This is a genomic window from Thermobacillus composti KWC4, from assembly GCF_000227705.2.
Lineage (GTDB): Bacteria > Bacillota > Bacilli > Paenibacillales > Paenibacillaceae > Thermobacillus > Thermobacillus xylanilyticus.
This window is the reverse complement of the sequence record NC_019897.1, coordinates 1202496-1214917: the sequence shown is the minus strand read 5'-3', so window position 1 is coordinate 1214917 and position 12422 is coordinate 1202496. Positions and strand designations below refer to the sequence as shown.

Here is a 12422-nt window from a genome sequence, read left to right as displayed (position 1 = left end):
GTCACCCTTCCCGCATCCAGTCGGCCAGCTCCGCCAGCATCTCCGGATAATCGGGCGGCATATAATCGAAGTCCGTCCGCTCCCGAACCAGCGTCCGGTCGATGCGCGGCTCATCCGAAGGCCGGATCGTCACATCGTCCCGGCCGAACGCCTCGCGGAACATGCCGAGCAGTTCCAGCTTGCTGACGATGCGCGGCGCCGTCAGATGCACGAGCCCGCCGATCTCCGGACGGCCGGCGGCATATTCCACCGCCCGCGCCAGTTCAAGCGTCGTGACACCGTTCCACAGCACCCGGGCATAGCCGTTCACCGTCCCTTTCTGCTGCAGGAACCAGCGCAGCAGTCCGATCCCATCCGGGCGGATCTCCGGCCCGATGATCGACGTGCGGATCGTCAGATGCCGCGGATCGTGCACCTCGCCGAGCGCCTTCGTCCGCGCGTACGCCGACACCCCGTCCGGCCGGTCGGACTCCCGGTACCCGCCCCGATCGCCGAGGAAAACGCAATCCGAACTGATGTGGATGAGCCGGCCGCCCGCCGCCTCCGCCGCCCGCGCCAGCCAGTGCGGCAGCAGCCCGTTCACGAGATACGCTTCTTTCGGCCGGCGCTCCGCATCCTGATTGAGCACCCCGACGCAATTGATCACAAGATCGGGACCGACCCGCCCGATCGTCTCCGCGGCGGCGTCGAGGTCCGTCGCATCGAGCTTTAGCTCCCCGATTCCTCCGGAAAGCCTCCGCACCGTGTACCACACATCAGCGCCCGTCTTCCGGAAATACCGGACCATCATGTGCCCGGCCATGCCGTTGCCGCCGATGACAAGCACTTTCATGAGAGGAACCCTCCCCGGATCAGCATCGCGCGAATCTCGTCCTTCGTCATGAGCGAATCGGCAGAACTGAAACTTTGGAAGGCCACCCGCGGGTAACCCGCATACCGCTCCGCCAGTCCGGGAATCGGGAGCGACGGCATGATGACCAGATACTCCTTGTCGTAGACGACCGTGCTCTGGCTCTCGAATTCGGTGAGCAGAATCTCGTGAATTTTCTCGCCCGGACGGATGCCCGTCTCCACGATCGGCACCCGCCGACCGAGCGACTCCATCATCACTTCCGCCAGATCGACGATCCGGCAGGTCGGCATCATCATGACGAAAATCTCGCCCCCGACGCTTTCCGCCGACGCCTTGAACAGCAGCCGGATCGCATCCTCCAGCGTCAGGAAGAACCGCGTCATGCGCCGATCCGTAATCCGGACCTCCTGCTTCTCCATGATCTGCTGCCGGAACAGATGAATGACGCTGCCGTTCGTGCCGAGCACGTTGCCGCCCCGGACACAGACGAACGTCGTGCCGCTGCGCAGCAGATTCGCGTACACGATCAGCTTTTCGCCGATCGCCTTCGTCATGCCGTAGAAATTCGACGGATTCGCCGCCTTGTCGGTGGAAATGTAGATGACCCGCCTCACCTTGTTCGCGATCGCCGCCTCGATGACATGCTGCGTGCCGAGCACGTTCGTCTTGAGCGCCTCGTACGGCTGCTCCTCGCAGACCGGTACATGCTTCAGCGCGGCCAGGTGGAACACGTAATCGACGCCGGCGCAGGCGGCAACCAGCGCTTCCCGATCCCGGATATCACCGATGCGGAACGTCAGGCGCCGGTCCTCAAACTCGCGGCTCATCGCCACCTGCGCCGCTTCGCTGCGGGAGAAGACGATGATTTCCGCCGGGTCCTGGGGAAGCAGCTGGCGCACCAGCTCGTGTCCCCACGAACCGGTGCCGCCCGTCACGAGGATGCGTGCATTAGTGAACACCCCATTTCCCTCCCAGCAAAAATTTGACCACGATATCCGACACATTGTCCGCATCGTATCCTTCCGGCACCTTCCAGCGGGCCGGCAGCGACGTCATCGCCGTGACGGCTTCCGCAATCCGTTCCGCCGCCACGCCGCACACGACATTGCTGCCGCAGTCCACCGTCTCCGGCCGCTCCGTCGTGTCCCGGATCGTCACTGTCGGCACATGGAACAGGCAGCATTCCTCCTGCACCGTGCCGCTGTCCGTGATCGCGCAGAACGCCGACTGCTCGAGCCTCGCGAAGTCGAAGAACCCGAACGGCTCATGGAACTCGACCAGCGGATGGCGCTGAATCGCCGCCCCGCCGGACTCGATCCGGTGGCGGGTGCGCGGGTGCACGCTGCAGATGAGCCGCTTGCCCGTCCGTTCCGCCGTCCGGTTCAGCCCTTCCACGATCGAGGCGAGCCGCTCGGGCACGTCGACGTTTTCCGCCCGGTGCGCCGTCACGATGATGTATTCGCCGGGCGTGAGGGCCAGCCGGTCGAGCACATCGCTCGCCCGGATGCGGTCTCCCTGATGGAGAATGACTTCGCGGATCGGGTTGCCCGAGATGACGATCCGTTCGCTCGGGAATCCCTCGCGCAGCAGATTCTGCTTGCTGTACGGCGTGTACGGCATGTTGATCGTCGACACCGCGTCGATGACCCGCCTGTTTTTCTCCTCGGGCACCTTCAGATCGTAGCAGCGATTGCCCGCCTCCATGTGCACGACCGGAATGCCCATCCGCTCGGCCAGCACCGCGCACAGCGCGCTGTTCGTATCGCCGAGCACGAGGACGACATCCGGCTTCTCCTGCGCCAGAATGCGGCCCGTCTCGCGGAACATCTTGCCGAGCTGCCCGCCGACGGAATAGTCATTCGCCGCCGCGGGCAGCGCGTAGTCCGGCTTCCGCACCCCGAGTTCCGTGAAGAAAATATCGCTCAGCCGCGGATCGAAATTTTGTCCCGTATGCACGAGCACATGCCGATCCGCCAGCCGGTCCAGCTTCTCGATGATCAGGCTGAGCCGGATGATCTCCGGCCGCGTGCCGAGAATCGTCGCGACGCGCAATTCGCCCACCTGCCTTCCTTCAAGGATCAACCGAAGCTGCCGAACAAGGGTGTTCAGGTTCCGAAATGCTGCGAAGTACGCAGAATACGCAAGCCGTTTTCCTATTAACGGCATCCGGTGCCGTTATTGCCCGTCTACACGGCACGAACTTGCTGATTAACGGCACGTCATGCCGTTGTTTGTCCCCAGCGAATGCAGGATCTGCGCAATTCCGCCGTTTAACGGCATCCGATGCCGTTATTGCCCGCCCGCATGGCACGATCTGGCTGATTAACGGCACACCATGCCGTTAGTGGCGCCGAGCGAGGCTGCGGGTCCTCCTGGCCGTCCGCCCTCTGCCGCCTGTCGCACGCCGATGACGTCCGCGCCTTGCCCCGGCGATGCGCCGCGAGGCCCTCCTGCGCACGGCGGCGCGCCTGCCGCGGCGCGCAAGCCGCCTCGCCCTGCGGCTCCGCAGCCGTCTCCTCCCGCGCCCCGCGCGCCGGCCTCCTCGTGTCCGCCGCACGCGCCGGCGGCGGCGCCTTCCGCCGCGGGACGCGCCGTCCCCGATGGCCGGACCGTGCGGCAGCGCCGCGATCACCTCGTCCGGCACCTGCCGGACTTCCTCGAACCGGTGCCCGGCGGCGAGGAATGCCGCCCTCGACGCGAACCGGCGCAGCGCGATCCCCTGGCGCAGATAGATCGCGGGCCCGCTGCCGCGGATCAAGACGGCGCGCGGCATCGACTCGGGACGGAACGCGGCGAGGAACGCCTGCAGCCTCGCCCGGTACGCGTCGATGCCGTAGGCGGCGATCGCCGCCTCGCGGCTGCGCGCCCCGATCCCGGCCATCTGGTCGGGATGATCGAGCAGCCCGATCAGCGCGGCAGCCAGCGCGCCCGCATCGCCGGGCGGCACCGCCCGCTCCGTATTGCCCGTGGCGGCGTGGATCTCCGCCAGCCCGCCGGAGGCGTACGAAATGACGGGTTTGCCGAACATCATCCCCTCGAGGGCGGTCAGGCCGAACCCTTCGGCCGCCACGCTCGGCACCACGAGCGCGTCGAGCGCCGGGTAAATCCGCTCGATCCGCGACTCGTACCGGATCCACCGGTAGCGGTCGATCACGCCGGCCTCCCGCGCCATCCCGAGCCCGGCATCGAAATACGGCTGGTCGACCGGATTGCCGACGATCAGGAACCGGGCCTCCGGATGGCGGGCGGCCGCAGCCAGCGCCGCTTCCATGAAATGATGGAAGCCTTTGTTCGCATAGATGGACGAGGCGATGAATCCGACGAGCGGCTGCCCGTCGCCTACGCCGAGCATCCGGCGCATGCTTTCGCGGTTCAGCGGCCACTCCTCCGGCCGAAGTTCCCGCTCATCCCACGACGGCGGCAGCAGCGCCGACTTCGCCTGGGTGTCCGCCAGCTTGAACGGCGCGAGCACCGATTCGGAGATCCCGATGATCCGGTCGGCATGCGCGCCCATGAAGGCGGCAATGTGCGCCGTGTGCGCCGTCTCCTGCATCGTCTCCATTACGGCCCAGACGACCGGAATACCGAGCGCGCGGGCGGCTATGGCCGGCAGCGGATGGACGCAGGTGGCCGTGACGACGGCCGCCGGCTCTTCCGTCGCCAGCCAGCGCACGAGCTGCCGGAACGGTTCGCCGGCCATCCCGCCCAGCACTTCCTGTTGCCAATGGGGCAGGCCGAGATAGAAGGAAACGGCGAGGGGAAGCGGCAGCACGACGGTCCGGAAGCCGGCCGCGCGCGCATCCGCCGCGATCCGTCCTTCACCCGGCACCGCCAGGATGCAGTCGTAGTAAGCCGCCAGTTCACGCAGCATGAAGGCGGTCAGTTTCTCCGCTCCGGTGACGAAGTCGGGGTTGCACAGATGGGCGAATACAACGAGCCGCGGTTTGCGCCATGCATTCATCACATCGTTCGGGCGCCTGAAAGCCCGGCACCTCCTTTGCGTGTACTACACCATATGGGGAAGGCGGACAACACGGCCCGGCATTTGGCCCGGCGCCGGATGCACATCTTGCGCGCCGTCCGATGGTCATCCGAACAATGCCCCAAGCATCGCATCCAGCCTGCGGGCGTACGAATGATCGCGCATCGTCCGGTACAATCCGTTCAGCGCAATCGCCCGCCGTTCATCCTCATGCACGAGATAATGGTCGATCTTCGCCGCCAGCTCTTCCGGCGAGGCGTACGTCTCGATCTCCCGCCCGGGCACGTAATAAGCGGCCAACTCGCTGCGGACGTCCGTCAGCTGCAGCGACGCGCAGGCCGCGATCTCGAACGTGCGCGGATTCGGCGACACCGCGCCCAGTCCGACGCTGTTGCTGTTGAACGTGCCGTCGTCGGGCTCCCGGTGCATGTTGATGACGATTTTTGCCCCGCCGTAAACCAGCGCCGTCTCCTGCGGCGTCATCCAGCGCCCCTCAATACGCGAAGCGAACTGCCGGTAGTCGCGCAGCCGCTCCCACCAGTAGCCGATGATCCTGAGATCCCGGCCCTTGAGGTACGGCAGCAGCTGGTCGAAGAACGCCACCCGGTTCCAGTACCCCGATCCGACGAACGCGATGTCGCATCGGACGCCGGCCGGCGCATTCTGCGGTCGGAAATGACCGGGATAAAAGCCCAGCGGCAAATGCCAGACGCGCTGACACCCGGCGGCGCGGTAGAATTCGACGCAGTTCGCCTCCAGCGTGAACACGTCGTCGTAATGAAGCGCCAGCGAAGCGGTAATGTCGGTATAGTACGGATCATCCGTGAACCAGATGACCGTCCGGATGCCGAGCTCCCGGATCCGGTCCGGGATGTCCGGCGGGACATGCAGGCCGTCAAGGAACAGCACCGCATCCGGACGGACGGCCGCGGCCGCGGAAGGCGCCTCTTCCTTCCGCTCGACGACGGTCAGCCGCGTCACCAGCTGCTCCAGGCTTCCCGCGATCGCCTCGTCGATCGGCGAATAGGGAAACCCTTTGCCCGTCGACACATACATGACATGAACGTCCCGCACCGGCAGCGGCGCCTCGGCGGCGCGGACGGTCCGCTCGCACAGTCCCATCCAATACCCGTCCCGCCAGCCGTCGCGCCAGCCGTCGCGCCTGCCGGCGGCATAGCGGCCGGCGTACGCCCTGTTCCGGACGGAACGTTTTCTTGCAGCGGCGGTCACGCGCATCACCCCTTTGTCCTCTCGCAGATTTCGCGTCCTTGCCGCAAGATCTTCAGCTGCACGATCATCCGCCGCACGATCATCCGCCGTAACCGAGCAGCCGCAGCAGGCTGCCCGCGCGGGCCGTGTACGTATGCTCGCGCAGCGTCCGGGCGAGCCCGCGCACGGCGATCCGGCGCCGCTCGTCGTCGTGTTTCAGATAGTGCCGGATCTTCGCGGCCAATTCGGCGGGGCTGTCGAACGTCTCGAGCTCAAGCCCGGGCCGGTAATACGCCTCGAGATCTTCGCGCCGGTCCGTGAGCTGGAAGGCGCCGCAGGCGGCAATCTCGAACGTGCGCGGGTTGACCGACAGCCCGGGCAGTCCGCTCGCATTCGCGTTGTCGGAGCCGGGCTCCGCCGTGCGGTGCAGGTTGATGACGATTTTCGCCCCGTTGTAATAGAGCACCGACTCGTCAACCGGCAGCCAGCCCGGCCGAATCGCGCGTTTCAGCAGCCCGTAAGACTTGAGCCGCTCCCACAGGCCGCCGGCGATGAACACATTGAGGTCCGCCAGCTCCTCCGCGATCGCGTCGAACGTCTCGACCCGGTTCCAGAACGCCTGGCCGATGAAGCAGACGTCGCACCGGTAGGCGGCGGGCGGCGTCACCGGACGGAACCGTTCGATATCGGCGGCGAACGCCAGATGATGGACTTCGGGGCAGCCGAGCGACCGGTACAGTTCCACCGTCGACCGCTCATGCGTCACGACGACGTCATAGTGCGGCGCGATCGCCACCGTCTGCTCCGTCACATAGGGATCGTCCGCGAACCAGACGGCCGTCCGGATGCCCATTTCCCGAATCCGGTCCACCTGCTCCAGATGGTCGTCCGGGAACACGTGCAAGCCGTTTAGCACGAGCACCAGATCGGGCCGGATGAGCGCCGCCATCTCCGCCATCCGGGTCGGATCGGCGACATGCAGCTCCGCCGCATGAAGCTGCAGCGCGCCGATCATGCCGTCGTCGATCGACTCGAACCCTTGCGGCACATAGAGCACCCGGATCGGCAGACGCTCGGGCGATGCGGGCGGGAAGACAGCGGCCGCCGCCGCCGCGGCGCCTTCCCGCCAGCCGATCGACCACCCTTCCCGCCAGCCGTCCCGCCTTCCCGCCTGATACGCGCTGCGCCGGGCCGTTCGGACGCGCGGCGTGCTGCGTTTGCGGCTCAATGCCCGTTGTTGCATGCGGCTCACCGCCTTCTCCGCAGATTCGGCTGCAAATGAAGCGGAAGGCGCCGGCCTTGTGCGGCTTGCGCCTTCTTGTGCCGTCCTGGGTAATATATGCCGGGCCGGCCACATGCACATGGTCACTTGTCCGCCCGCCGCAAAAACAGGCTTTTGCCTGTCCCGGATACCCGAAAAAACAAGCCCCATCCATAGCCATGGATGGGGCTCTCCGGATCCGCTACGGCTGGCTCTCGTATGCCAGCTGATGCCCGTCCTCGAAACCTTGCGCGAACCCGGCGTTGTATCCTTCGTTGTACGCATCGTTGTAGCCTCTGCGGTATGCCGCCGTGCCGCTGCCCGTCCGCCTGCGAAGGCGCCGGGAAACCCGGCCCGCCTGCCGGCCACGGATGCGCCGGACCGCGCGCCTGCGCCGCACCGTCCGGTTCGGTCTGCCGGCCGCTCCCGCCTTGCGGCGCAGCCGCCGCCGAGCCGCTCCTCCGGTCCGTACGCGCCGGCGGCCCGTCCCGGAGCGCCGCCGCCTGCTTCTTCGCCTGATCATACCGGCTCCCTCCCGTCCGTTCAACCTGCTGTTCGCATCCAGATGCCGCTTATTCCGACGCCTGACCGACGTGCCCGCCGCCCCGCCGCATCTCCCTTGAACGGGCTTTGCCGGCAGGCGCATTCACCTGCAGGCAAGCCGTGCGCGCCGGCGCGCCGCCCGGCGCCTCGCCTTGCCCGCCATCCATCCGAAGCCGCTCGTCCGAAAGCCACGGACCGGCCGGCCGGCCCTGCATGACGCGCCGCAGCTTCACGCCAAGCAGCGATTCGCACATGCGCAGCTGGAGTCCGGCCAGCCGCGCCAGCATCGCCGCGACATCTTCCGGCTTCCCGCCCGGAAAGCGCGCGTTCAGGTCAGCCGTGCTGTCCAGCATGCGCGCGACGGCCCGCTGGCTCGACGCCAGCGCTTCGAGGAGCGCCAGCTTCGCTTCACGCTCCCGGTTCAGCCGCGGCATCGCTATCGATCCTCGAAATCAAATTTGCCGTCGAATAACCCGCCGAAATTGCCGCCATCGTCCTCGTTCCCGCCGAGCACCGCCTTGAGGACGCCCGTCAGGCCGCGGTTCAGCTTCGTCAGCCCTTTTATCGTCTCCAGCACATGCTCATGCACGCCAATCGGCTGCTTGACCTGGCTCTCATGATCGGCGAAAGCGTCGGACGTGACGTGGTTGATCAGCCAGTTCCGCATTTTTTCCGCTTCGACGGCTTTGGCTTCGAGAATCATGGCGACGTTCCATTCGATGTTCGCGGCGGCATTCAACATGCGCATATACGCTTGTTCCCGGCTCACCTTGCGTCCATCCTCCCGCTCATTCTTCGGAAGCTCCGTCCAGCTCTTTCATGACGGCGGCGAGATGCTCGGCCATCGATTCCTGCAGGTCGGCGATGTTGTTCAGATAAGCGACGATATTTTTGCCGATCGCCTGGGAATGCTCCATCAGCCCGTCGAACGCGCCGAGATCCGGATGCTGGTCCGGCATCGCATGGATGATCTGCGCCATCCGCACCGCGACATGCCGCTCGGCTTCCAGTACGCGCGCCGCCTGGCGGTGCGCCTCGGACAGATGGTGGATCAGTTCGTCCAGCAAATGCTGCATGACACCGCTCAGCCTCCCTGTGTCCCGCCGTATCCGTTACAGCATATGCGAAAATCAGCCCGCTGCCACTTGCAGTCACAACCGCTGCTCCGTGCGCACCGGCGCGATGATCGGCAGCCCTTCCGGCGCCGCCGCCAGCGCTTCCGTCAGCGGAACGGCCGGTTTCGCCGCAAGTCCCCAGCTTTCCGCGGCCAGCCGCGACGCAATCGGACGGCGGACGCCTTCCTCCAGATGCTGCAGCGAACCGTCCGGCATGCGGATGAGCATCGCGCCCGCCTGACCTTCGCCGGACATGCCGCCGTGCCAGAGCCGCTCCGCATCAGCGGCGGCGATCGGCGGGCCGATCGGCCAGCGCATCAGATCGACCATCGTCAGCCGGACCACGGGAATATGGAGTTCCCCTTCCACCGGCCGGCGCTCGCCCTGAGCGAGCCAGTAAACCGTGCCGCTTAAGGCCCGCACCGCCACATGGCGCGGATAGAAATCCGCTTCGCTGAAAGCGGCGGGGAATCCGTTCTCCACGCCTCCCGGTTGCCGCGCCCGGACCCAGTCGCGCACCCTTCCGACCAATCCGTGCGGATCGTGTCCCCATTTCTCGCCGTAATATGCCGCGTTGTGCTCGTTCACGGCATCGAGCGCCGGTCCGAGCGCCTTGATGCTGACGCTGCCGAAATGGTGAATGAACGTGTCGCGGGCGACCACCAGGCGGAAGCCCAGCAGCTTGACACGGATGTTGTAGTCGTCGTCCTCGTAATTGCCGACCGTGTATCCTTCATCAAAATAACCGGTCCGCTCCCACAACTCCCGCCGGAACGCGAGACAGAACCCGGTGATCCGCTCGACGTCCTGCCACAGCGCCGGGTTGGAGCGGTTGTGCGCCGCCGCGAACGCCTGCATTTCCGTCAGATTGCGATACGGCACCTCGATTCGCTGCTCACCGCCGATATAGTTCGTCACCGGTCCGACCAGCCCGATCCGGTCGTCGCTCGCGAGGCAGGCGAGCAGATTGTCAAGCCACCGCTCGGTCACCAGCGTGTCGTTGTTGAGCACCACGATCGTCTGCCCTTTCGCCATCATGAGTCCGCGGTTCACCGCGCCCGCGAACCCGTAATTGCGATCGAGCAGCCGGTACCGGACACGGCCGCGCATCGCCTCGAGATAATCCGCCGTCCCGTCCGTGGAACCGTTGTCCACCACAATGACTTCATAGGGAAGATCCGTATGCCGGAAAATGCTGTCCACGCACATCCGCAGATATTCCAGCTGATTCAGCGTCGGAATGATGATGCTGGTCCCTTCGAACAGGCGGCCGAAACCGTGCAGTCCGGTTTCGAAGCCTTCGCGGTATCCGGCTTCCCGGCCCGCCTCGTAGGCGCTCCGTTCTTCTCCGCGCAGCGGGCGCGGCCGGATCGCTTCGGCCCGCCGGCTCGCGCCGGCACCGCGGACCGCGCTTGCACCTGCGCCTGCCCTTCCGAACCTCCGGGCCGGTCCGGCCGCCTTCCCGGCACGCCCGGGACGCGCCTTGCCCGGCCGGCGGCGGCGCCCGCGCATCCGTGCCGCTACACCGAGTGCTCTCATGTTCTCACCCCTTCCGGTTATCGCGGACCAGCCGCACGCGCCGCCTCAAGCGGGCGGGCCGCTAGATTTCACCGGGCGGCCGGGCGGCGATATGATCCGCGAGGTGGCCGAAATCGAGCGCCGCCTTGCCGAACTCCGCCGCCAGCGCGGCGGCGATGACGACGGCCGGAATGCCCGCGGCGACAAGCGCCAGATCATAGCTGTCCCGCGCGGCGGCCGCTTCGCCGATCACCCGGTCGATGTCCGCGAATCCGCGGACCGGCGAAATGACGCCCGTCACCGCATAGCCCGCGGCCGCCAGCCGAGCCGCCATCCCCGGCGCCGCGTTGCCGATGACCAACAGGCGCCTGCCCTGCATGAGCCGCGCGAGCAGCCCGGTCTGATACAGACTGTAATTGATCGTCGACTCCGTCAGCCGGAGCGACCGGATGTCGATTCCGTTTCCGGCCAGCGCCGGGCCGAGCAGCGGGCCGTAGTGGCGCCGGCGCGACAGCGGCACGCCGACGATCGACGCCTGCCGCACCGCGGCCGCCAGCCGGTCCCGCGCCGCGTGATCGGGCACGGCCATCCCCGCGCCGGCGAGGAACGGGGCTTCGCCCCGGACCACCGCCGCTTCATAGACCCTGTCGTGCGAGAGCGCCAGCAGCTCCCCGTCGCCGAGCCGGACGACCGAGAGCGTCCGCCCCTCCGCGAGCGCGGCTTCGAATTCATGGAAGACCCCGGCCGCATCAATCAGCGGCAGCAGACGCGGCCGCAGGGCGTCGACGCCCGCCGCGATCACGTCCTGCAGCGTCAGATCGCCGAGCGTGAAGCCCGCGGGCACCGCCTGCTCCAACAGCAGCTCGCCGCCTTCGTAGCGGCCCCGTTCCAGCGCTTCCTCGATCGAGGCGGCGGACCGGCCCGCTTCCGTGCGCTCCCGGCCGGCTTCCGTCCCTTCGGTCCCCGCCGGAAGCCGGCGCCGCTGCAGGACGGCCGGCCGCTTCCCGCCGATTCGGTAGCGCCGGCGTCCGCCCTTCCGCCTGCCAACCGCCGCTCCGGCCGCCGCACCGCGCCTGCGGAGCGCGCCGGCCGTCCGCTTCCGCCTCCGGACGCGGACGACGCCCGTTCCCCGCGCTTTCCGCCGCGGGCCGCGAACCCGGCGCACCGGGCGGGCTTCCGGCACCGCAGGCGCTTCCGGCAACACCACTCCGTTCATCGCCGACCCCTCCGTACCCGGTTTGCCGCTTCATACAAAGAATCGAACGTGCCCGCATCCGTCCACCAGCCCTTGAGCGTCCGGTGGGTCAATTTGCCCGCGGCGGCATACACGTTGTTCACGTCCGTAATCTCCAGCTCGCCGCGCCGGGACGGTTTGAGCTGCCGGATGATCCCGAACACGTCCGCATGATAGAAATAAATCCCCGTCACGCACTGATTCGTCGCCGCCTGCTCCGGCTTCTCCTCGATCCGGACGATGCGGCCCGACTCGTCAAAGACCGGCACGCCGTACCGCCTCGGATCGCTCACCCGCTTGAGCAGCACCATCGCGCCGTCCGGCTGGGCGGCGAACGCCTCGGCATGGGGCTTCAGCGATTCCTCGAACAGATTGTCGCCGAGCAGCACGACGATCTTGTCGTCCGGATCCACGGCGGATTCGGCCTGCGCCAGCGCCTCCGCGATGCCGCCCGCTTCCTCCTGGATCCGGTACGTGATCGACAGTCCCTCTTCGCGCCCGCTGCCCAGATAGGCGATGAACGAGCCGGCGGCCTCCCTGCCCGTCACCAGGACGACATCCGTAATGCCGGCTTCCTTCACCTTGGCGATCGCGTGGCCGATCATCGGCCGGTCGCCGACGGGCAGCATATGTTTGTTGTACAGATTCGTCAGCGGCCGGAGACGCGTTCCGGTGCCCCCGGCCAACAGCACTGCCTTCATGCCGTT

General features: G+C 67.0%; 13 protein-coding genes. All 13 read right to left on the bottom strand.

Annotation, left to right across the window (positions count from 1 at the left end):
• Position 1 precedes the first annotated feature (1 nt).
• The 13 genes from THECO_RS05625 to THECO_RS05565 all read right to left on the bottom strand — a co-directional run bounded on the left by THECO_RS05625 (position 2) and on the right by THECO_RS05565 (position 12416).
• A complete protein-coding gene (locus tag THECO_RS05625; protein ID WP_015254090.1) occupies positions 2-832 on the bottom strand; it encodes a dTDP-4-dehydrorhamnose reductase family protein in 831 nt (276 codons plus the stop codon).
• Entirely contained in the window at positions 829-1812 is a 984-nt protein-coding gene (locus THECO_RS05620) for a polysaccharide biosynthesis protein (RefSeq protein WP_015254089.1), read from the bottom strand. Before THECO_RS05620 ends, THECO_RS05625 begins: the two co-directional genes overlap by 4 nt.
• On the bottom strand, positions 1802-2905 hold the full coding sequence (wecB, locus tag THECO_RS05615) for a non-hydrolyzing UDP-N-acetylglucosamine 2-epimerase (protein ID WP_015254088.1): 1104 nt from the start codon (positions 2903-2905) through the stop codon (positions 1802-1804). Before wecB ends, THECO_RS05620 begins: the two co-directional genes overlap by 11 nt.
• 289 nt (positions 2906-3194) lie before the next feature.
• Positions 3195-4814: a glycosyltransferase family 4 protein gene (locus THECO_RS05610; protein ID WP_015254087.1), complete on the bottom strand. Its 1620-nt coding sequence runs from the start codon at positions 4812-4814 to the stop codon at positions 3195-3197.
• A 126-nt stretch (positions 4815-4940) separates the two neighbouring features.
• Positions 4941-6071: a CgeB family protein gene (locus THECO_RS05605; RefSeq protein WP_015254086.1), complete on the bottom strand. Its 1131-nt coding sequence runs from the start codon at positions 6069-6071 to the stop codon at positions 4941-4943.
• 73 nt (positions 6072-6144) lie between these two features.
• Positions 6145-7287, bottom strand: coding sequence for a CgeB family protein (locus THECO_RS05600; protein ID WP_015254085.1), 1143 nt, complete (start codon positions 7285-7287; stop codon positions 6145-6147).
• A gap of 220 nt (positions 7288-7507) precedes the next feature.
• Positions 7508-7828: a hypothetical protein gene (locus THECO_RS05595; RefSeq protein WP_015254084.1), complete on the bottom strand. Its 321-nt coding sequence runs from the start codon at positions 7826-7828 to the stop codon at positions 7508-7510.
• 49 nt (positions 7829-7877) lie between these two features.
• Positions 7878-8282, bottom strand: a complete 405-nt coding sequence (locus THECO_RS20450; protein WP_015254083.1) for a hypothetical protein — start codon at positions 8280-8282, stop codon at positions 7878-7880.
• 2 nt (positions 8283-8284) lie between these two features.
• Entirely contained in the window at positions 8285-8617 is a 333-nt protein-coding gene (locus THECO_RS05585; RefSeq protein ID WP_015254082.1) for a hypothetical protein, read from the bottom strand.
• 19 nt (positions 8618-8636) lie between these two features.
• Positions 8637-8924, bottom strand: a complete 288-nt coding sequence (locus THECO_RS05580) for a hypothetical protein (protein ID WP_015254081.1) — start codon at positions 8922-8924, stop codon at positions 8637-8639.
• A 75-nt stretch (positions 8925-8999) separates the two neighbouring features.
• Positions 9000-10502 carry a glycosyltransferase family 2 protein gene (locus THECO_RS05575; RefSeq protein ID WP_015254080.1) on the bottom strand — a complete coding sequence of 501 codons (1503 nt, stop codon included), beginning with the start codon at positions 10500-10502 and terminating at the stop codon, positions 9000-9002.
• 61 nt (positions 10503-10563) lie between these two features.
• Positions 10564-11697 (bottom strand): GT-D fold domain-containing protein, encoded by a 1134-nt coding sequence (locus tag THECO_RS05570; protein WP_015254079.1) that lies wholly within the window; start codon positions 11695-11697, stop codon positions 10564-10566.
• Positions 11694-12416, bottom strand: coding sequence for a sugar phosphate nucleotidyltransferase (locus tag THECO_RS05565; RefSeq protein WP_015254078.1), 723 nt, complete (start codon positions 12414-12416; stop codon positions 11694-11696). The genes THECO_RS05570 and THECO_RS05565 overlap by 4 nt, the downstream gene beginning before the upstream one ends.
• Positions 12417-12422 lie beyond the last annotated feature (6 nt).